We start from the raw sequence: 19,568 nt of genomic DNA on the forward strand, positions 1-19,568 counted from the left end.
GGACGCCTGGAATTAATTCGGCACTACCACCTAAGCGGGGTCTCGGCCCAGACGCTCCAGCGACTACTCACGGCAGAGCCTCCGCGCGGCCCCGGCCAGCCTGGCAAGCATCCCGGGGCCACGAAATGGTTTCAACGCGCCCAGGCTGGCCGACTTAAAGGTCAGGCACCTCGACCAACCAGCCGGGAGCCTTGCCCCTTACGGAGCACCGACCGTCACCCAATAGGTGCCCAAACGGAATAATCAGCCAACCCAGTAGAATACAATGAGCAGAAAGACGAAAGAAATCGCAAGGATATCCAGCGTTCCCATACCGGTCGCCTTGCTGAAGGTTTCACGGCCGTTCAAGTCTGCTGCGTTTATTCGGCGCAGCAGTTCTTCTCGAGTAGCACTTTTGCACCGCCCCCCAACGAAAGAGGCGTCAAAAGCAAGCACTGGAATGACCCCTCGCCCCGTCACTCGAATAAGCAAGCTACGCTTGCCCTCACATGCTTCAATCATGCGATACGGGATGCGATACGTGGCTACAACATTTTCGACTACGACATAATTTTCAGCGAAAGCCAGATATGGGTGCACTTGAAGCCGCCAAATGAAGTACAAGATCAAAACCGCAGGAGCGAGTGCACCAGCACGAAGGAACCATGAGGCTCCGTTCAGAGAAATCTGAATGAGCGCTTCAGCGCACACGATGAGCACTTGCCCCCCTATAGCCCACATCCGCTTGCTTTTCATGCGCAATCTTTTCACGCGCTCGATCTCCATTTTGCCTCTGCCTGTCTGAATACACTTCCATAAAATCGGGAAGCGCGCGCTCAGTGTGACACAAGCCAGACTGAGTACACGCCGATTCATATCGTCAGTCGCTCAGGAACATCCACCTAGATTGTTATTTATCCAGTTCGGCGTGGTTTTGTGTCGACTCTGTGGTGGTCGGGACGGCTGAACGCCTCGCCGGTGGCGAGGGCTTTCCCCCACGTCCTGCCGGGTGGCCAGGTGGCGGTTCTTCGAGGCCGGCAGCCTTCCTGGCCGGGCCGGGAAAGCTTCGGTGCACCGGCCGAGGACCCGAAGGGGTGCGTTGGCCTTGTCGGTCTTGGGTGAGCAGTTGTGCTCGATGGGCCTGCCCAGCACAGTCGCCCGCTGGGCCTGCGCCGGGCTCTTGCCCTGGGCCAGGGCCCGCGCTCGAGCCGGTCGGCGTCCGGGTGCCGACCCTCCTGAGCAACTCGGCCTGCCGCTCGCTACCACGTTTCCGGCCTTGAGAACAAGCGCGGCCAGGCCCCGACCTTCCACAAAGCCAATGGCCCGAACGAATGCGGTAGGTGATCACAGGGTCGGCCTCGCCCTGGCCGGTCGCGCCGGTGTCCGGATGGCCGACGTCTTCGGGACGAGGGTCAGCCGGAACACAGTCCTACAGTTGGTCGACGCTCTCCCGGAGCCCCAGCCACACGTCCCGCGTGTGGTCGGCGTCGACGAGTACGTGATGCGAGGCCCGTGTCTACGGGACCGCTCTGCTCGACGTTGCGACCCGCAGGCCAGTGGACCTGTTACCGGATCACGATGTGGCGGCCGCCGGAACAGCAGCGCCCGCGGGTCACAGGGGTCATCGGTAAACTCGCCCCGAACCTCCTCGGCGTACCACCACAACAGCGCGCGGCTCTCGGTGAACGGCTCACCGAGGCCGCCGAACGCCGCCACGCCGCCCGCTCGCGCATCGCGCTCGCCGTGCCCCGCCACCCGTTCTGGACCGGCGACCGCATCACCGCCCCCGAACACCGCGTCTGGCGCGCCTACCGTCTCGATCTCACCGTCGCCTGGCCACACTTGTGGCTCCTCGCCCCGGACGGCACCCGGGACGAACTCTCCGCCGCGCGTACCGCCTTCAGATCGGCCGCTCGCCTGCACGCCTGGGCGGTGGCCTACCTCCTGCTCGGAGCGTGCTGGTGGCCCGCCGCGGTCATCGGTGTGCTGGCCGCCGTCACCGCGGTCCCCCGGGGTCGCGCCGCCGCCTCCGCGTTCGCCGATCTCGCCGAAGCCCTCGCCGACATACATGGCAAAGACCTCGCACTGGCCCTCGGCATCCCGTGCGACGGCGGTCTCACCCGCGAAGTGGGCACGCAGATGACTCGCGTGTTGAACAAGAGCGTCGACTGACAGCCGGGTCCGAGCGCCGTTGAGCTGGAGGACGCGTTCCTTGCGGGGTGCCGCGTTCCGCTCGGCACGTGGGCGTCCGCGTCGCGCCCCGCCGGCGCGTGTGCCAGCCCCAGCGGCTCGCAGCCCTGCTCAGGATCCGTCCCATCAGCCCAGACGCCGGAGTCTGCGCTGCCGGAGCCGCTCCGTCAGCGCCGTGAGACCGAAGACGAGCTGGGCTCACGTCCTGGCAGCCGGTTCCCGGGACGTGTCGATCCAGGCTGACGCCATGTCCTCACGTCCACCGCCCCGGTGTGTGCGTCATGAGACGTGGCGAAAGACGGCGGCCGGATCGATGCGGCCGGGCCCGTACTGTCGCGGACGCGGGCCATGGCCTCCTCGGCGACCAGGCGTGCCTCTCGGGCGGAGCCGAGGCTGATCTGCTGGGCGGCCTGGTCGGCGTCGACGAGGCCGGCTGTCTGCGGGGTGATGCCGGTCAGGCGGCCGGCTCGGCCGCGCCCCGATGGCCCGTCAGGTTCTGACGCGATGGGCGGTCAGGTGGTGACGGCGCCACGAGCCGCGGTGACAAGGTGATGCCTGGTGATCCGGCCGATCTCGTGCCAGAACGGCTTTGCCGTCAGGTAGGCGCCCAGTGTGGAGAGGACTCCGAGGGAGACGTCGACGCTGAGCCGACCCTGCTTGGCCCAGTAGACGTCCTGCAGGTCCAGCAGGAGCGCGAACTCGTCGCAGATCAGCGCGGTACCGCAGCCATAGGCGACCGCGACGGCGGGGTGCCCGACGGCGCGTTCGTCACCGCGCACCGCGATCAGCCCCAGCCCGGCGAGGGTGGCGATCCCGATGTTGTAGTGGTGCAGGTGCTGGCCACCCGTGGAGATGTTGCCCCAGGGCAGCCAGCCGCCGCGGATCCCGTGCGTGATGACCCGGACGGTGCCGAAGGTCACGCCGAAGGAGATCCACGTGATCAGCAACGATCGCTGCGCAGAGGAGAGATGACGGTCGGCCGCTCGGCGCCACTTGTCGACCAGCGGAGGCCCCTCGCCGTCGCGTCGGCGCGCTGTGGTGCGTCTCATCGCTGACCGGCCTCCCACGCCGAACCGGTATCCGCGGACGACGCCGAGCCGCCCCGGACACCGCCACTGGTGTGCACTGCCGACGTTAGGTGCACCGGCGCCCTCCCGCCACGCCCGCCGCCGACAGGCGGGGCCACTCGGGTAACGACGCCGACGTCCGCTGCGCGGCTTCTGGCAGGCGGCGCGTGCAGCACTGTTCCCCACGCCCAGCGGATCCACGAGCTGCCGGCCACCCAGCCGTAGTAGCCGGGGCCACAGCGGCAGCGGGGGCGGTGCCGGCCGACCCACAGGACTCGCGCGGCGGCGTGACGCGGCCAGAGCCGCGTTTTCGCGTCACGCCACCTCACTGCCCATCCTTCCCCGGACCGCCGCGCCGCGTGGCAATGGCTACTGGGACAACCTCTGACCGCTCCCCCACTGCCAGAGAGGCCGGGCCCGCTGTCAGGCCCGGGGTCTCGCAAGTCAAGGCGTCGATGGGCCCGAAGCCGTACGGGCCTGCCCGGCCCCAATGAGCGTGAGCTCACCGACCAGCCGCTTGTGGATCTGCTTCCGGCGGTGCGTCCCCGTGGCCCTGCTGCAAGCGGCCGCCGCCATCAGTCCCCTCCTGGTGGGCGACCCCAAGGTCCTGGGCGTGGGGGCAGATGCCTGAGGACTTGTCATGGGGGTGTGCCGGTCGGCTGTGGGCATGGGGTCGTCGCGGTGCGCCGATACGCGCTGGGGCTGATGCCGCGGGTCCGTTTGAACGCCGCGCTGAACGCGAACGCGTCGGAGTAGCCCACGGCGCGGGCGATCTCCGCGACAGTCGCCGTCTCGCGCTCGGTCAGCAGGTCCGCCGCGAGCGTCATGCGCCAGTGGGTGAGGTAGGTCAGCGGCGGTTCGCCGACCAGTTCGGTGAACCGCTTCGCCAGCGTGGCCCGCGACACCCCGGTCCGGCGGGCCAGCGAGGCAACCGTCCACGGCGCTGCCGGTTCCTCGTGCAGCAGGCGCAGCGCGCCGCCCACCACCGGGTCGCGCCCTGCGGAGTACCAGCCCGGCGGAGTACCGCCGGGCCGGTCGAAGTACTCGCGCAGCGCGCACACCAGCATCCAGTCCAGCAGCCGGTCGAGGACGACCTGCTGGCCCGGCGTGTCGGCGGCGACCTCGGCGGCGAGATGGTCCCACACCGGGTCGGGCCCGTCGCCGGACCCCACGCGCAGTACGACGGGCAGTGCGTCCAGCAGCCTGCGACTGATCTCGCCGCGCACCGGATAGGCACCGACGACCAGGGTCGTCGTGTCGTCCCCGCCGGTACCGGCGTCGTGCCATCCGAGCCGGTACCGGGTCCCGCCCTGCTCCGGCGTCGAGCAGAACGCACCGCACTCGACGGGTTCGGCCCGAGTGCTCACCTCGTCGACGAAGAGGAACGGCGCGGGTCCCCGCACGATCACTGTCTCGCCGACGCCCAGACGCTCGGGCGGACGGCGCTCCGGCACGATCCAGCCGCCCCCGGAGAGGACGGTGCACAAGGTCAGCGGCGCGCCGTCCACGAAGTGCAGCGACCAGGGCGGGGTCAGGGTCGAGCTGCCGAACAACGAGCCCTGGGCCCGCACTCCGCGCAGGAGGTCGCCGAAAGCATCCACCCGGCAAAGGCTAAACGATTCAGACGATCACCCAGGTGATCTGGCTCATCACCTATGGAACCGTCCGCGTCCGTGCCGTTGACTCGCGGTCATGAGCAACGACATCACTCTTGTCCTCGGCGCGACGGGCCACACCGGCCGGCGGGTGGCCGCCCGGTTGCGGCTGCGCGACACGCCCATCCGCGCCGCCTCCCGTTCCAGTCGGACCCCGTTCGACGGGTTCCACCCCGAGCACGGCTGGGACCAGGTCCTGCGGGGCGTCACCACCGCCTACGTGGTGCCCCCGCCCGTGCCCGGTCCTGTGCACGACTTCGTGGCGCGGGCCGAGGCCGCCGGTGTGCGGCGCCTGGTCCTGCTCTCCGGTCACGGCGCCGACGGCCGGTGCGACTCCGCGTTCGGGCTGGATGCGCTCGGCCGAGAACGCCGTACGCGGCTCGGCGCTGGGACGGACCATCCTGTGTGCCTCGAACTTCGTCCAGGACTTCGGCGGGCACCCCTTCCGCGTCCCACCGGCCGCTGGCGAGCTGGCGCTTCCGGTGGGTGCGGTCCCCGAGCCGTTCACCGGCCTCGATGCCTCCTGCGGGCCACGGCAGCGGAGGCCTGGCGGTGCTGAGTCCCACGCGCCCGGCCTAACGCAACAGGGCTCCGCGAGGAGGAGCACCGCACCCCATCCTGCACCCACACCACTTCCAGACGTCCGTTCTCACGTAACCGGAGCCATTGCCATGCATACCCTGCTGGTGGCCGCCAACCCCGCCCCCCGGTCCCTGACGCATTACGTCCTGGGAAGACTTGAGGCAGCGCTCAAACCCGGTTCGGTAGAAATCGCCGACCTGGCCGAGGAGCGATTCGACCCCCGGTTCACTCCGGCGGATCGTCGGGCGTACCACGACGGCGGCAACTATCCGGCTGACGTCACGGCTGAACACCGTCGTCTTGAGCGCGCTACCGACCTTGTGTTGGTCTTCCCCGTTTACTGGTGGTCGATGCCCGCACTGTTGAAGGGGTGGATCGACCGTGTCTTCGTCAACGGCTGGGCCTTCGAATACTCCCCCGCTTCGGGCCTGCGGCCGAAACTGCAGGGTCTCACCACACATCTTCTCCCCATCGCCGGCGACGACTGCGGTGCGTACGAGCGCCACGGGTACGAGAGCGCACTGCGGACGCAGATCGAGCACGGCATCGTGGACTACTGCGGCAGCCAACGCGGCTCCACAGCGTTCATCTACAGATCCGAACAGCTCGCCCCCGAGGCCACGGTGCGAGCTGTCGACCGTGCGGTGCGGACCATCAGCGAAGCCATCCGTGCCCGCGCCAACGCGCCGCTGACCAAGTTCCACGGCCGGGCCTGACCGCGCGCTGCCCGGACACAGAAGGCGGAAGTCCTCGTCCTGCCATGCGCAACGGCAGGACGAGGACTTCCTTGTGCCGCCGGGCTTCACCGGTTCGGTCCGGCGGCGCGCGACGGGGGAATGGAACGCGCCCACCGTCCGCCCGGATCGACCCGGCGGCAGCTCAAGGGGGAATCGCAGCTCGAAGAGGCAGAGGCGACGGCCCGCCCTGCCGCCCTCGTGCGCACGGCGGGCCGTCGGCGTCCGGCACGTCCGCTCGCCGGGGTGCCGGACGTCTCGGGACGGCGGTGCTCCCGCGGCGGCCCGAGCGGCGGAGCACCCCTTGGGCCGCGCTGCCGGAGCTTTTCGGGGCACCGGCCGTTCTCGGCCGGACCCGGGGCACGGCCGGCCCTCACCCGGACGCCGCGGTGGGCCGCAGTCGCCGGGAGAGCAGGACGCCGACCAGGGCCAGCAGCGCCGTGAAGGCGAACAGCCCGGCCAGCGCCGTACGGGCCGAGGAGTCGTAGTGCCTGGCGACGGCCAGCGCCGCGCCGCCCAGGCCGGCCACCACGCCCGTGGCGAGGGTCTGCGCGAGCTGCAGCGCCCCGCTCATCTCGCCCTGCCGTTCCGCCGGTGCCTGTTCGAGGGTGTCGGTGGTGGCCGCGTTGAACGCCACACCCATCCCGATGCCGCCGACGGCCCAGCCGGCCACCGCGATCCACGCCGGCACGGTGTCGGACAGGATGGCCAGGGCGATCACGGCGACGCCCAGCAGCAGGACGACGAACCCGAGAGCCACGCTCGCGGTCCGCCCGCCCGCCTCGGCGTCCCGCTTGGCCTGCCAGGCCGAGCCCAGCACCCAGGTGATCGCACCCGCCGACAGGCCGAGACCGGCTGCCCAGGCGCTCTGGCCGCGCAATTCCTGCAGCCCGAGCGGCAGATAGGCCTCACTGCCGAAGTACGCCCCGCACAGCAGCCCCCGGATGACCACACCGGCACCCAGCCCCGCGCGCGCCGTGAGGGTCCCCTCGGGGGTGACCCGGCGCAGCGCCGGCAGGGCGACGGCGATGCCCACCACCGCGAGCGCGACCAGCAGGCCCACGTTCTTCAGCAGCAGCGCCTGGAGCATGACGCCGGTGCCGAGGGTCAGCAGCACGGCACTGGCCAGCGGGCCCTTCCACCACGGTGTGGCGGGCCCGGCCGGCCCCTGGTCCCGCGGGCGCTCCAGGCGGTGCAGGCCGGGCAGCGTGAGCAGCGCCGCGGCCGCCACGATCGGCAGCATCAGCAGGAACACCGCGCGCCAGCTGACGCTGTCCGCGAGGGTGCCCGCGACGACCGGGCCGATCAGCGACGGGATCGTCCAGGCGGAGGAGAGCAGGGCGAACATCCGGGCCCGCAGATGCTCGGGGTAGGCCAGCCCGATCACTGTGTACGCCATGGCCATCACGGCGCCGACGCCCAGGCCCTGCAGGAAGCGGCCCACCAGGAACAGCCGCCAGGAGCCGGACGCCCCGGCCACCGCGCAGCCCACCGCGAAGACGGCCGTGCCCGCCGCGACCGGCCCCCAGGGGCCGCGGCGGTCGGCGGCCCGCCCGGCGAGCACGGTGCCGATGATGTTGGCGAGCATCAGCGCCGACAGGCCCCACCCGTAGGCACCGAGGCCGTCCAGGCTGCGGGCGATGTCGGGCAGCACCGTGGCCACGCCCAGGGACTCGAACGCGACCATGCTCACCGACAGGATCACGCCGAGGCTGAGCGCCCGGTACGGGCCCGAGAAGACGCTTTCGGCAGGCTTCGGCCGCGTGGCCTGTGCGGAGGCGGCGGGCCCTTCCCGGTCTTCGGGTAACTCGCCGACGTGTTGGGACATGACGTCACCTCGTGTGAGAGAATTACATTCCGATGCGGAACGGAATCATAAACATACTGGAGGCATGGTGAGCACGCCACAGGGCGCCGCGGGTGCCGCCCCGCTGACGGCGCAGCAGCGTTCGAGAGGCCGACCGCGCGACGAACGCATCGACGCGGCGGTACGGCAGGCGGTGATCGAGATCCTCAACGAGGTCGGCTACGGCCGGCTGACGCTGGAGGCCGTCGCCGCCCGGGCGGGCACCAGCAAGCCGACCCTGCGCCGCCGCTGGCGCTCCCGGCAGCACCTCGTGGTCAGCGCGCTGGTGCAGACGATGGGCTCCTCGCCCACCCCTGACACCGGCTGCACCCACTGCGACCTCATCGCCGGGATCCGCACCCTGAGCCACGCCTTCACGACCACCATCGGGCGGCGGGCGCTGCCCGCGCTCATCGCGGACCTCACGGACGACCCGGAACTGGAGTCGGAGTTCTTGAACGAGCTGTTCCATCCGCGTCGCGCTGCCACGGCCGCCGCCTTGCGCCGGGGCATCCAGCGCGGCGACATCCGCCCCGACGCGGACATCGACCTGCTGCTGGACCTGCTCGGCGCCACGGCCTACTACCGGGTGCTCTTCGGGCACCTGCCGCTCACCCCCACCCTGGCCGAGGACGTCGTGGAGGTCGTTCTCGCCGGTGTGGCCACGCCGCAGTGGCGCAGCCGGCACGAGGCCGTGGACAGAGTCTGACGCCGCGCAGGGCGCTCGGACCACGGGCCCCCTCCGGCCGTCCCGGCACGGAGGGCGCCGGACCGCGCCGGCCGCGCCCTGCTGGAGCGATGTGCCCAGGAAGGGGAAGCGGACGACGAACTGCTGGGCCGCCTCAGCAGCGGCAAAGTCGCCGCCGGCGCACCGGGCATCGCCGCCGGCGGACTGAGCGCCCTGCGCCGGCCGCAGCCGGTGACACCGCCGCCCTCGTCACTTACGTCAATCTCGCCCAGGCCACCGCCCTCGACGGCGACCTGGACGGCGCCCGGCTCTCCTGCACGGCGCGCCCGCGGACCTCGGCCCGCCGGCCCCCGACCGCGAACCGGCGGCCGGTGCCTGCACCGTACTGGGCCTGCTCGGTCCCGTCGGCCACTGAGCAGCGTCCGATGCCGGACCGGACCCACCCGGTTTTCGTCGGCGTGGTGTTCCTCCGCTCAAGGCCAAGAGGACCTTCTCAGCCGGCTTGACCGATGGCCACGGTGCGGGATCCCGGAACGAAGTCGCCGAAGGACTGTTCCCAGGACTCGCCAGGCCAGTAGTAGGTCACACAGCCCTCAGAGGGTCGGTAGTGAGCGGTGTAGAGGGTTCCCAGCCCCTTGTCGTACGCGGATTGATACAGCGGCGGCTTCAGCATCGCCGCCACGTCCGTGCCGGCCGCGCGAAGAGCGCTCAGCCGCTCTTGGGTCCGGGAGGACTGCTCTTGCTCGTCGGGCACCGGCATGTGCTGATGGTTGGCAGCGCAGGCGTCCGGGGCCTCAGTCAGCGGGATGTCCGGCCCCACGAACACCGTCAGTGCCTGCTCGGGGTCGACAAGGGTGACGTTCTGCGGGATGGCGATCGGTATGGACTTCAACTTGCTGACGGCCTCATCAACGGTGCTACACGTCTCCAACAAGTAGCGCAGGACGATGAGGATGGCGAAGCCTGGGCCGTGGGGCGAATCGACCACCGAAGGTGAGTGAGACCGCGAGCCCGGCATCGTTCATCCCGTCCAACAAGCCCCAGGCGGCATCCTGCATTCCGATCACCGGCCGAAGGAAGTGGGAGGAGACAATGGTGCCCTCACACTCGTCAGGGCTGAAGTCGTAGTTGCGCAGCAGGTTGCCACTGCCGCCGATCTGGGTGCAGCCCGAGAAGAACGGTCGCAAGGTCGCGAGGGTGAGGAAGGTCTTCGCTTCAGGCCGGTCGAGCTGACCGGCGAGACGGTCGAGCACGGGAAGCAGCTCGGGCATGTGCGCCTCGAACAGCCTCTGAGCACGATCCGCGCCCTCTGAAGTGCGGCTCTCCTCGGTCATCCACCCCTCCGCGAGCGGCCACAGGGCCTGCGTATGGGTAGCCCATCGCCCGTCACTTCCGTCGCCAACCTCGATAGCACGGAAGGTCTTCTGCTGTTGGCTCATGGCTGCCGCTCCCCTGCGGACGTCGAGTCAGGCGCTCGCAACCTAGCTAATTTCGTAGGTGATTCACCAGATCAAGCATGGCTGGTGCAGGCATCCGAGGTACCCGCAGATCTTCTCGAACGACATAGCCTGCAGCGCCCTCCCCTTCGCCCCACGCTTCGGCACCGTGTGCCGTCGGCGTCTTGGTCACGGTCACCGCAGAGCGATGCTGCACCGCACGCAAAGAACACGAACCGCAGAAACGGAACGATCCATTCGAGCGAGTGAACAAGCCGGATCCCGCCCCCGCGCCGGGACCGCGACTGCTACGTCACCCCGCGGCCGAAACCCGGGCGCCACCAACGCGACAGTTTCCCGTTCGCCGGAGATGGCGTAGCGGCGGGGGGCGGGGCCGTGGCAGCCGGGTGACTGCTGCAGTGGCCTGCGGTCGCTGGAGGGGGCAACCCCGGTGGCAGACAGTTCCCGCCGCACAGCCAAGGACCACCGCACCGGCTGGGGCTGGGGTAGCCCACGCGAGCGACCTGCATCGGGCCATCCATTTCCCAGCGGATCGGGCCGGAGGTCAGGCAGGAACACGCTCCTCAACCAGCAAACATCGCTTTTACGTCGAAAGAATAATTCGGATGCGTATTCCGACCTTCCGTATCTTCCGGTTATGCCGTCAGCATTTCCCCGCACAGTCCTCCTCGACAAGGGAGTCAACGCCATGGCTGAGTGGCAGCGGGTCTCCGGCGCTCTCGTACGGATTGCGGCAGGCTCACGCACGAACGTGGGGGGTGAACGCCGGCGGGAACATCTACCGCTGCACCAACAACGACGCCTCCCCTGACAGAAGGTCCGCGGCGGCGCGACCGCCATCGGCGCAGCCGCCGACGGCACCGTCTGGCACATCTACGCCGGCGGCGAGATCTACCCGTTTCACCGGAGGCCAGCCCGGCTGCAGCGGGTCGGCACCGACCGCCCCCGCCCGGTTGCCGTGGCCACCCGCCTCCTCAGGAATCACTGGCATGGAACGCCCAAGCACCGACAGGAAGAGACCACCGTGACCCGTCGATCGATCACGGCGGCCGTCAGCGCCGCCTGCAGCGCCTTCGTTCTGCTTCTGGCCGCACCCGGCTCAGCCTCCGCGGCAACCGGCCAGTTCCGCTACACCTACACCACCGCCGAGGGATACGAGGCCGTCGGCTTCCTCAACAACCCCGCCAGCGGTGAATGCATCAACCTGCCCGCGCCGGGCTCCGCCCCCGGCACGGCCTCCAGGGCACCCAAGAACCGCACGGACGCCACCGCCACCGTCTTCCTCGACGCCGACTGCGAAGGCGACACCTACTACACCCTGCCCGCCGGCACGGGCGCATCCGACCGCCTGCTCCTGCGCTCCGTCGTCTTCTCCTGAAGGAACACCGCCGAGGCGCCACAGAGGACACACCCCGCGGCGTGCCGCCGGCCCGTGCGCCGTGCGCACGGGCCGGAAAGGCGCGGCAGCGGCAGGTGGAGGAGCTGGACAACGGCATCGTCACCGTCCGCAACGCCTCCTCCGGTACGGATCTGGGGTCGGCCTGCACAAGCTGGGCGTCTTCCCGCCCCTGGCCGGTCTGCAGCCGGCCGACCAGAACGACTTCACGCAGGCCTGGTACCTCACCAGCGCCTGAGCAGTCTGTACGACACAGCGCCCAGGCCCCGTGCACTGTGTCTGTCGGACACTTGCGGCTGCAGCCTGGACGATCACCGTCAACGCCGCGCCGGCCGTCCGGTCGCGTGCGGCGCATCACCGAGTAAGGAGCACATCATGACCACCGAGGATGCCGCCACCCCCGCGGACAACACGCTCTCGCCCGTCGACCAGAACTTCGTCCAGGCCGCGACGGTGCTGTACAGCACCCAGATCGACGCGGGGAAGACGGCCCACAAGAACACGAGCAACGCCGACGTGCGGTCCTTCGCGCGGCACATGATCGCCGACTTCATGCGGCTGACCGTGCAGCTGAAGGGCACCGCCCCTGAGGGCGTGACCGTCCCCAAGGACAACAGCGACACCGCCCTCCTGGACTCACTGCGCCCCCTGGTCGGCGCCGACTTCGACCGCGCCTACGTGCGCAAGCTCGGTCTGGAGGCGCACCGGATCGGCATCGCCGCGTTCGAGAAGGAAGCCAAGGACGGTGATAACCCGTCGCTGAAGCAGGCTGCCCTGGACGCCCTGCCGACGCTGCGCGAGCACTACCTGATGGGGCAGAAGCTCGCGCAGAAGCTGGGCGTCACGGAGTGAGCCAGCTTCCGTCGGGCTCCGGCGCTGGGGAATCAGCGCCAGAACCGCGGGGTGTGATGCGGGGTGAGATCGTCGACCAGCTGTCAGCCCGCAGGAGACGAACTGGGTGCCGATAGCGCCCCGCATCGACCGCAGCGTCCGCGCGGACCTCAGCGACGGCGGGCTATCCGCAGGGCCGGGTGGGCGGCTACGGCGGGGCGAGCGGGGTTTGCGCGCGGCCGGTGGCGTCCCGGCCGTCTGAATCCCCGGCTCAGCCGCATGCCGGTGCAGCACTGCCCGTGCCCGCCGCGGGCTGCGGCAGTCGCGGGGCGGGCCAGGCCGGGTTCCACCGCCAGGCTGACCACGCCGCGAGGTCGGTGAAGGGCCCGCAGCGTTCGGCGAGCATCGCAAGCACTTCCTCGCGGGCGGCGTCCACGGCGCGGTGCTCGGTGTCGGTGACGATGCCGAGCCGCCGCACATGCGCGTACTCGTCTTCGTCCTTCCACTGCCATCTGGTCAAGTCATGGTCGACGATCAGGTCCACGGTGAGGTCGAAGGTGTCGAACCCGTCGCCGGTGCGGATGGCGGGGCGCTCAAAGTTCACGTACCAGTTCCGCAGCCCGCCGCCCGTGTAGAAGGCGTTGATGCTGAACCAGGCAGCCGGCGGCTTCCACATCAGCAGCTCGGTCTCCTGCCACACTGAAGCCGCCAGCTCCCACGTGCCGCTCGCCATCGCGTCGAACACCTCCATCCGCACCGAGCGGTCGCCGTCGTCACGAGCCTTGACGTACAGGGCAGGCCAGCGGGTCTCGGCGCCCGGCGGGCAGGCGGCCACCAGGGCTTGGCTCGTGTCAGCGACAACGCGCAGTGCATGCTCGCTCCACACCCGGCCGGAGCAGTGCACGTCACGCCGCACGACCGTCTGACCGGCCCTGAAAATCTCCATCGAAATCCTCCTCCGCAGCAGCCCGCCAGACGTCTGGTTCTCTGCTCGGCAACAGGATGCCTGTGGTGTCGGCGAGCGATCGGCGAGAACGCTCGGATCACCGCGATCCGGCGCCCGCCCTACGAACGGCCAGTCGGCGCGCTGGCGGCCTATGACCGCCAGCAGCCCCTTGTAGACTGCCCTCCCTACCGGGCCGGAATGACCGTGACAGGACGGTCCGGGCACTGGCCCAACGTCTGCGCGAGGGCCATCTGTTCGTCGGCGTCGATACTCAGGCCCCAACGGAGTTTGTCGGCCACCCAGTCGGTGACGTACTGGCAGCGGTACCCGGCCGCCGACGGCAGCCACGTGGCCGGGTCCTGGTCCGCCTTCGACCGGTTCGAAGCCGCAGACACCACACTGCGGCACCGTCGATGTAACGGTCGTCGTAGGGCGAGTACCAGCGGCCCCCGGCCAGGGTGCAGTGCGCGCCCATGCCCGGATGTGACGACCACCTCCGCCTTGAGAACCTCCTGGCGGGTGTTGCAGCCGTCATGGTCGGCATCCACCCAGTGCTTGAACTTGCTGCGCTCATAGCCGGTGCGGTCCTCCGCGCGTACGGGAGCTGGGCGAGAGCGTCACGGACCGGCAGGGTCACCCTCTGGCCCGGGGCGCGCAGCGGTACGGTGACCGCGCCGGCTGTGCGGGCGGTGGCGGTGGCGATGTGGGCGGTGGCGGGCAGGAGCAGAGCGACGGCCGCAGTGCGGTGCGGTGCGGGCCAGACGCATCAGAACGAAGGTCCCTTTCACATCGGCCCAGTTCCCCGACGGCAGCGACGGCTGGCCCGCGGACACCCGCGCCGCGCGGACCCAAGGCACCTTCACCCTCGGCAACGGCGTGTCAGCGACGTCAAGAAGTACGAGTACCGGACGGACTGGGACCCCACCGTCCGTCGGGGGCGGGTTCCTCCGGGGGCGGCTCGTGGCCGTGGGAGACCATCGTGCGCTCGCCCTCGTAGGCCATGGAGACGGTGACCGGCGAGTGCCAGCCGGCGACCGTGCGGGACGGGGAGAGGTCGATGCCCTCGCCCTGTTCCAGCGCGTCCCAGCAGTACTCGCCGTAGTGGTCGTCGCCGAACGCGGCCGCCAGGCAGGTGCGCAGGCCCAGGCGGGCCAGCGCGGTCGCCATGTTGGCCACGCCGCCCGGGCTCGACCCCATGCCGCGCGCCCAGGACTCGGTGCCGCGCACCGGGGCGGAGTCGAGTCCGGTGAAGATGATGTCGAGGAAGACGGTTCCGGTCAGGTACACGTCCCAGGGTGGGTCGTCGGCCGAGCGGATCGCGGCCAGCGGATCGACCTGCGGGCCGACGGGGGCGTGCGGTGCCCCGACGATGTACTCCCTGTCCTGCGGGTACTGCGGATCCTCTCCGGCGGGCGTATGGGACGCGGTCACGGTGCGCTCCTGACATGGTGCGGATCAGGCCAGTGTGCACCAGAGCACCGACAAGGTGGAGGCGGTCACGCCGGGGGCGGCGCGGTCGGGTGCGGGACGGGGGTGTGCCCCGCCGCGGGCGGCGCGCCCGGGTGCGGGGCGGCGGTCGCACGCCCCGCCGGGTCCCTCACCAGCGCGGTACGGCCGGGGTGACCCAGCCCGGGTCGGCGACGCGCATCGCCGCCGCGTCGTCGCGGTCGCGCAGCGCGCCGTCGTCCTCCAGCCACCGGCGGTGCAGGAACGCCAGCTTGTCCCGGTCGAGTTCGACGCCGAGCCCGGGCGCGTCGGGGACGGTGACGTGGCCGCCGGTGAAGGCGAGGCGCTCGGTCAGGACGTCCTCCGACTGCCAGGGGTAGTGGGAGTCGCAGGCGTGGTGGAGGCCGGGGACGGTCGCGGCGACGTGGGTCATCGCGGCGAGGCTGATGCCCAGGTGGGTGTTGGAGTGCATGGACACGCCGACGCCGAAGGTGCGGCAGACGGCGGCGAGCTGCTGGGTGTTGCGCAGGCCGCCCCAGTAGTGGTGGTCGGAGAGCACGACCTGCACGGCGCCCCGGGTGAACGCCTCCTCGATCTCGGCGAAGGTCGTCACGCACATGTTGGTGGCCAGCGGCACCCCGGTGCGGGCGGCGACCTCGGCCATGGCGGGTGTGCCGAGCGTGGGGTCCTCCAGGTACTCCAGGACGTCCCCGAGTTCCTCCGCCACCTTCAGCGAGGTCGCCACCGACCAGGCGCCGTTGGGGTCGAGCCGCAGCGGGTGCCCGGGGAACGCCTCGGCCAGCGCCCGGATCGCGGCGATCTCCTCCTGGGGCGGGAAGACACCGCCCTTGAGCTTGAAGGAGGTGAAGCCGTAGCGCTCCTTGAACCGGCGTGCCTGGGCGACGACGCCCGCGGGGTCGAGGGCGGCGCCCCAGTCGTCCGGCTCGCAGGGCACGCCCTCGGGGTGGGCGGCCCACTTGTAGAACAGGTAGGCGCTGTACTCGACCGAGTCGCGCACCTTGCCGCCGAGCAGGGCGTGCACGGGCAGGCCGAGGGCCTTGCCGAGGGCGTCCAGGCAGGCGACCTCGAAGCCGGAGACGACGGACAGGCGCAGCTTGTCGGCGGTCTGCACACCGCGCAGCCCGCCGACGTCCACGGCGTCGCGCACCCGGGAGGCGTCCACGGCGACCTGCTCGGCGAGGGTGAACAGGCCGTTGAGGTCGCTGATCTGATGCCCTTTCAGTTTTTCGGCGAACGGGCGGGCCAGTTCCAGGTACTGGGTGTCGCCGTAGGTCTCGCCGACGCCGGTGACCCCGCCGGCCGTGACCACCTCCACGATCAGGCGGGGCGTGTACGGCTGGTGGACGCCCTGGGTGTTCAGCAGCGGCGCGTCGGCGACCAGGATCGGCGTCAGCCGCACGTCGGTGACGGTCAGGTCGCGGCTCGGGGCGGGGCTCAGGTCGCGGCGCACGCTCATCTCCCTATGTAGATGACATCTACGTATGGAGACAGAGGTTAGGCAGCTGAACAGAGGGCGTCAACGGTGCGGCCGGGGCCACGGTCGCCGGCGCGATTACGATCTGGGGCATGCCGGGGACAGCGGAGGGCGCGGGCGTGCGCGAGGTGAAGTCCGCGGCGCGGACGGTGGAGCTGCTGGAACTGCTCGCGGCGCGCGGCGACCGCCCGGCGCGGCTGCAGGAACTGGCGGACGCCCTCGGCGTGCCGCGCAGCTCGATGTACGCGCTGCTGCAGACCCTGATCGCGCGCGGCTGGGTGCGCACGGACATCACCGGCTCGCTCTACGGCATCGGCCTCCGCGCCCTGCTCACCGGCACCGGCTACCTGGACTCCGACCCGCGCGTGCGCCTGGTGCGGCCCTATCTGGACCAGGCGTCCGAGGAACTGGGCGAGACGATCCACCTGGGCCGGCTGGACGGGCGGGACGTGGCGTACCTGGCGACGCGGGAGTCGCACGAGTACCTGAGGACGATCAGCCGGGTGGGGCGGCGGCTGCCGGCACACGTGGGCGCGCTCGGCAAGGCGCTGCTCGCCGAGCGCCCCGACGCGGACCTGCCCGAGGGCCCCTACGAGGCGCTGACCCCGAACTCCCGCACCAGCCGCGAGGCGCTGGCCGCCGATCTGGCCGGGGTGCGCGAGCGCGGCTACGCCGTGGACCGCGAGGAGGGCGTCCTCGGCATCGTCGGCTTCGGCTTCGCGCTGCGCTACGACACCCCCGCCCTGGACGCGATCAGCTGCTCGGTGCCGGTGGCCCGGCTGACCCCGGCGCACGAGGAGCGGATCGTCGCGGTGATGCGGGAGATCCGGGCCCGCATCGAGGCGTCGGCGCCGGGCGCGGGAGGCGGCCCGCACTGGCGCTGAGCGCCCGGCCGGCCCGCCTCCCGTGCACGGCCCGCGGCCTACGGGAACGTGTAGGCCTCCACCTCGGCCAGGTAGCGCTGCCTGCGCTCCTCGTCGTCGTCCAGGAAGGCGGCGAGGAAGGAGTTGCGGGCCAGCTCGCGCAGCCGCTCCTCGGTCAGGCCCAGGGTGCGCTGGACGGCGTCGAAGTTGTCGCCGGCGTAGCCGCCGAAGTAGGCCGGGTCGTCGGAGTTGACCGTGCACAGCAGCCCGGCGTCCAGCATGGCGGGCAGCGGGTGGTCGGCGAGGGTGTCGACGGTGCGCAGCCGGACGTTCGACAGCGGGCACAGGGTCAGCGGGATCCGCTCGCGCACCAGGCGGGCGACCAGCTCCGGGTCCTCCATGCAGCGCAGGCCGTGGTCGACGCGCTCGACGCCGAGCACGTCGAGGGCCTCGGTGATGTACTGCGGCGGCCCCTCCTCCCCGGCGTGCGCCACACGGCGCAGCCCGAGAGCGGCGGCGGCCTCGTACACCTCGCGGAACTTCACCGGCGGATGCCCGACCTCGGCCGAGTCCAGGCCGACACCGGTGATCCGGTCCAGGTACGGCCGGGCGGCCTGGAGGGTCTCCATCGCCGACTCGGCGGACTCGTCCCGCAGGAAGCACAGGATCAGCCGGGTCGAGATCCCGTGGCCCTCCTCGCTGCGGCCCAGCGCCCGCCACAGCCCCTCGACGACCGTGCCCATCTCCACACCGCGCGAAAGGTGGGCCTGCGGGTCGAAGAAGATCTCCGCGTGCCGCACGCCCTGCGCGGCGGCCCGCGCGAGATAGGCGTTCGCCAGGTCCTCGAAGTCCTGCTCGGTGCGCAGGACGGCCATGAGTTCGTAGTACAGGTTCAGGAAGGACTGCAGGTCCTGGAAGCGGTAGGCCTCGCGCAGCTCGTCGGTGTCCGCGTACGGCAGCTTCACGCCGTTGCGCGCGGCCAGCTCGAACGCCAGCTCCGGTTCCAGGGTGCCTTCGACGTGCAGGTGCAGTTCGGCTTTGGGCAGGGGCATCAGAGCATCGTACGGCCTGGTCAGCGGCGTTTGGGAACCGGCACCCGGAGCAGGTCGCGGGCCACGGTCAGCTCGCCCTCGAACCCGGCGGCGCGCGCCTGCCGTTCGAACTCTCCCGGGTCGGTGTAGCGCTGGCTGAAGTGGGTGAGGACGAGGTGGCGCACCCCCGCGTCCCGGGCCACCCGGGCCGCCTGCCCGGCCGTGAGGTGCCCGAACTCCACGGCGAGCGGTTCGTCGGCGTCGAGGAACGTGGACTCGATCACCAGCAGGTCGCAGCCCTCGGCGAGCGCGTGCACGCCCTCGCACAGCCGGGTGTCCATGACGAACGCGAACCGCTGCCCGCGCCGGACCTCGCTCACCGCCTCCAGCGGCACCCCGCCGAGGGACCCCTCGCGCTGGATGCGGCCCACGTCCGGGCCCGTGATGCCGTGCGCGGCGAGCCGTTCGGGCAGCATGCGCCGCCCGTCGGGCTCGACCAGCCGGTAGCCGAAGGACTCCACCGGGTGGGACAGGCGGCGGGCCTCCAGGCGGTACGCCGGGGTCGTCGCGAGGGTGCCGTCGGCGTCGACGGGGGCCTCGGTGAGGGCGACCGTCTCGCGGTAGGCGGTGGCGTACCGCAGGCGGTCGAAGAAGCGCTTGCCCGAACGCGGGTAGTGCGCGGTGATCTCGTGCGGCACCTGGTCGAGGTTGATCCGCTGGATCACCCCGGCCAGGCCCAGGCTGTGATCGCCGTGGAAGTGGGTGACGCAGATCCGATTCACGTCGTGGGCGGCGACCCCGGCGCGCAGCATCTGCCGCTGCGTGCCCTCGCCGGGGTCGAACAGGATGCCCTCGCCGTCCCAGCGCAGCAGATAGCCGTTGTGGTTGCGGTGCCGGGTCGGGACCTGGCTGGCGGTGCCCAGGACGACCAGTTCACGGACGGACACGAAGCCGCCGTCCCTAGCCGGGGGGCCACTGCAGGCCGCGGCCGCCCAGGACGTGGGCGTGCGCGTGCCAGACCGTCTGCCCGGCGCCGGGGCCGGTGTTGAAGACGATGCGGTAGCTGTCCAGCTTCTCCTCGTCGGCGACGGCCCGGGTCTCGCGCAGCACGTCCGCGGCGAGCTGCGGGGCACCGGCGGCCAGGGCGGCGGCGTCCTCGTAGTGCGCCTTGGGGATCACCAGGACGTGGGTGGGTGCCTGGGGGTTTATGTCACGGAAGGCGACGGTGGTGTCGGTCTCGCGGACGACCGTCGCGGGGACGTGACCCGCGACGATCTTGCAGAACAGGCAGTCGTCCTGCGGTTCCCCTGCCATGGTTCTCCTCACGTGGTGATCTTCTTGTGGTGCATCGTATCGAGCGGG

18 protein-coding genes and 1 pseudogene are annotated in these 19,568 nt (G+C 70.8%); 6 read left to right on the top strand and 13 right to left on the bottom strand.

Annotation, left to right across the window (positions count from 1 at the left end; all coding sequences use genetic code 11):
- Positions 1-243 precede the first annotated feature (243 nt).
- Positions 244-765, bottom strand: a complete 522-nt coding sequence (locus GV126_RS12230) for a hypothetical protein (protein WP_159665546.1) — start codon at positions 763-765, stop codon at positions 244-246.
- Between the two features lie 792 nt (positions 766-1,557).
- On the opposite strand from GV126_RS12230, the gene GV126_RS12235 reads away from it, so the two are divergent.
- Positions 1,558-2,151, top strand: coding sequence for a hypothetical protein (locus GV126_RS12235; protein WP_236569966.1), 594 nt, complete (start codon positions 1,558-1,560; stop codon positions 2,149-2,151).
- Between the two features lie 530 nt (positions 2,152-2,681).
- Here the strand turns inward: GV126_RS12235 and GV126_RS12240 are convergent.
- Positions 2,682-3,218 carry a hypothetical protein gene (locus tag GV126_RS12240; RefSeq protein WP_159665549.1) on the bottom strand — a complete coding sequence of 179 codons (537 nt, stop codon included), beginning with the start codon at positions 3,216-3,218 and terminating at the stop codon, positions 2,682-2,684.
- Positions 3,219-3,874: 656 nt separating this feature from the next.
- Positions 3,875-4,837: an AraC family transcriptional regulator gene (locus GV126_RS12245; protein ID WP_159665552.1), complete on the bottom strand. Its 963-nt coding sequence runs from the start codon at positions 4,835-4,837 to the stop codon at positions 3,875-3,877.
- Between the two features lie 725 nt (positions 4,838-5,562).
- Between GV126_RS12245 and GV126_RS12250 the strand changes: the two genes are divergently transcribed.
- Complete coding sequence (locus GV126_RS12250; protein ID WP_159665556.1) at positions 5,563-6,189, top strand: NAD(P)H-dependent oxidoreductase; 627 nt, start codon at positions 5,563-5,565, stop codon at positions 6,187-6,189.
- 391 nt (positions 6,190-6,580) lie between these two features.
- Here GV126_RS12250 and GV126_RS12255 read toward each other — a convergent pair whose 3' ends face one another.
- Positions 6,581-8,035, bottom strand: a complete 1,455-nt coding sequence (locus GV126_RS12255; RefSeq protein WP_159665558.1) for an MFS transporter — start codon at positions 8,033-8,035, stop codon at positions 6,581-6,583.
- Positions 8,036-8,099: 64 nt separating this feature from the next.
- Between GV126_RS12255 and GV126_RS12260 the strand changes: the two genes are divergently transcribed.
- On the top strand, positions 8,100-8,762 hold the full coding sequence (locus GV126_RS12260) for a TetR/AcrR family transcriptional regulator (protein ID WP_159665561.1): 663 nt from the start codon (positions 8,100-8,102) through the stop codon (positions 8,760-8,762).
- A gap of 472 nt (positions 8,763-9,234) precedes the next feature.
- Here GV126_RS12260 and GV126_RS12265 read toward each other — a convergent pair whose 3' ends face one another.
- Positions 9,235-9,759 carry a carcinine hydrolase/isopenicillin-N N-acyltransferase family protein gene (locus tag GV126_RS12265; protein ID WP_268977403.1) on the bottom strand — a complete coding sequence of 175 codons (525 nt, stop codon included), beginning with the start codon at positions 9,757-9,759 and terminating at the stop codon, positions 9,235-9,237.
- Positions 9,659-10,180, bottom strand: coding sequence for a carcinine hydrolase/isopenicillin-N N-acyltransferase family protein (locus tag GV126_RS37165; protein WP_268977404.1), 522 nt, complete (start codon positions 10,178-10,180; stop codon positions 9,659-9,661). The genes GV126_RS12265 and GV126_RS37165 overlap by 101 nt, the downstream gene beginning before the upstream one ends.
- 1,042 nt (positions 10,181-11,222) lie before the next feature.
- Between GV126_RS37165 and GV126_RS12270 the strand changes: the two genes are divergently transcribed.
- Together GV126_RS12270 and GV126_RS12275 are read left to right on the top strand one after the other, a co-directional pair.
- Positions 11,223-11,576 carry a hypothetical protein gene (locus tag GV126_RS12270; RefSeq protein WP_201299833.1) on the top strand — a complete coding sequence of 118 codons (354 nt, stop codon included), beginning with the start codon at positions 11,223-11,225 and terminating at the stop codon, positions 11,574-11,576.
- Positions 11,577-11,969: 393 nt separating this feature from the next.
- Positions 11,970-12,446 carry a DUF4142 domain-containing protein gene (locus GV126_RS12275; RefSeq protein ID WP_159665564.1) on the top strand — a complete coding sequence of 159 codons (477 nt, stop codon included), beginning with the start codon at positions 11,970-11,972 and terminating at the stop codon, positions 12,444-12,446.
- A gap of 250 nt (positions 12,447-12,696) precedes the next feature.
- Here GV126_RS12275 and GV126_RS12280 read toward each other — a convergent pair whose 3' ends face one another.
- From GV126_RS12280 to GV126_RS12295, 4 genes and pseudogenes are all read right to left on the bottom strand, one after another.
- On the bottom strand, positions 12,697-13,371 hold the full coding sequence (locus tag GV126_RS12280; protein ID WP_159665567.1) for a ribonuclease FAU-1 family protein: 675 nt from the start codon (positions 13,369-13,371) through the stop codon (positions 12,697-12,699).
- 185 nt (positions 13,372-13,556) lie between these two features.
- On the bottom strand, positions 13,557-13,766 hold the full coding sequence (locus tag GV126_RS36400) for a hypothetical protein (protein WP_236569967.1): 210 nt from the start codon (positions 13,764-13,766) through the stop codon (positions 13,557-13,559).
- Between the two features lie 535 nt (positions 13,767-14,301).
- A pseudogene (locus tag GV126_RS12290) lies at positions 14,302-14,802 on the bottom strand (carbohydrate kinase family protein); the annotation flags it as partial.
- A gap of 166 nt (positions 14,803-14,968) precedes the next feature.
- Positions 14,969-16,294, bottom strand: a complete 1,326-nt coding sequence (locus GV126_RS12295) for a glucarate dehydratase family protein (RefSeq protein WP_159665570.1) — start codon at positions 16,292-16,294, stop codon at positions 14,969-14,971.
- A gap of 110 nt (positions 16,295-16,404) precedes the next feature.
- On the opposite strand from GV126_RS12295, the gene GV126_RS12300 reads away from it, so the two are divergent.
- Entirely contained in the window at positions 16,405-17,196 is a 792-nt protein-coding gene (locus GV126_RS12300; RefSeq protein WP_159665573.1) for an IclR family transcriptional regulator, read from the top strand.
- A 38-nt stretch (positions 17,197-17,234) separates the two neighbouring features.
- Here GV126_RS12300 and GV126_RS12305 read toward each other — a convergent pair whose 3' ends face one another.
- The 3 genes from GV126_RS12305 to GV126_RS12315 are packed head-to-tail and all read right to left on the bottom strand — an operon-like array spanning position 17,235 to position 19,520.
- Entirely contained in the window at positions 17,235-18,227 is a 993-nt protein-coding gene (locus tag GV126_RS12305) for an adenosine deaminase (protein ID WP_185947958.1), read from the bottom strand.
- Positions 18,228-18,247: 20 nt separating this feature from the next.
- Positions 18,248-19,153, bottom strand: coding sequence for a ribonuclease Z (locus GV126_RS12310; RefSeq protein ID WP_159665576.1), 906 nt, complete (start codon positions 19,151-19,153; stop codon positions 18,248-18,250).
- 13 nt (positions 19,154-19,166) lie between these two features.
- Complete coding sequence (locus GV126_RS12315) at positions 19,167-19,520, bottom strand: histidine triad nucleotide-binding protein (RefSeq protein WP_159665579.1); 354 nt, start codon at positions 19,518-19,520, stop codon at positions 19,167-19,169.
- Positions 19,521-19,568: the final 48 nt, after the last annotated feature.

Source organism: Streptomyces mexicanus (assembly GCF_902506575.1).
GTDB classification, from domain to species: Bacteria; Actinomycetota; Actinomycetes; order Streptomycetales; family Streptomycetaceae; genus Streptomyces; species Streptomyces mexicanus.

Coding starts and splice junctions, on each gene's coding strand:
- GV126_RS12230 (WP_159665546.1), bottom strand. CDS start 765: ATGGAGATCGAGCGCGTGAAAAGATTGCGCATGAAAAGCAAGCGGATG.
- GV126_RS12235 (WP_236569966.1), top strand. CDS start 1,558: ATGTGGCGGCCGCCGGAACAGCAGCGCCCGCGGGTCACAGGGGTCATC.
- GV126_RS12240 (WP_159665549.1), bottom strand. CDS start 3,218: ATGAGACGCACCACAGCGCGCCGACGCGACGGCGAGGGGCCTCCGCTG.
- GV126_RS12250 (WP_159665556.1), top strand. CDS start 5,563: ATGCATACCCTGCTGGTGGCCGCCAACCCCGCCCCCCGGTCCCTGACG.
- GV126_RS12255 (WP_159665558.1), bottom strand. CDS start 8,035: ATGTCCCAACACGTCGGCGAGTTACCCGAAGACCGGGAAGGGCCCGCC.
- GV126_RS12260 (WP_159665561.1), top strand. CDS start 8,100: ATGGTGAGCACGCCACAGGGCGCCGCGGGTGCCGCCCCGCTGACGGCG.
- GV126_RS12265 (WP_268977403.1), bottom strand. CDS start 9,759: ATGCCGGGCTCGCGGTCTCACTCACCTTCGGTGGTCGATTCGCCCCAC.
- GV126_RS37165 (WP_268977404.1), bottom strand. CDS start 10,180: ATGAGCCAACAGCAGAAGACCTTCCGTGCTATCGAGGTTGGCGACGGA.
- GV126_RS12275 (WP_159665564.1), top strand. CDS start 11,970: ATGACCACCGAGGATGCCGCCACCCCCGCGGACAACACGCTCTCGCCC.
- GV126_RS12280 (WP_159665567.1), bottom strand. CDS start 13,371: ATGGAGATTTTCAGGGCCGGTCAGACGGTCGTGCGGCGTGACGTGCAC.
- GV126_RS12295 (WP_159665570.1), bottom strand. CDS start 16,294: ATGAGCGTGCGCCGCGACCTGAGCCCCGCCCCGAGCCGCGACCTGACC.
- GV126_RS12300 (WP_159665573.1), top strand. CDS start 16,405: ATGCCGGGGACAGCGGAGGGCGCGGGCGTGCGCGAGGTGAAGTCCGCG.
- GV126_RS12305 (WP_185947958.1), bottom strand. CDS start 18,227: ATGCCCCTGCCCAAAGCCGAACTGCACCTGCACGTCGAAGGCACCCTG.
- GV126_RS12315 (WP_159665579.1), bottom strand. CDS start 19,520: ATGGCAGGGGAACCGCAGGACGACTGCCTGTTCTGCAAGATCGTCGCG.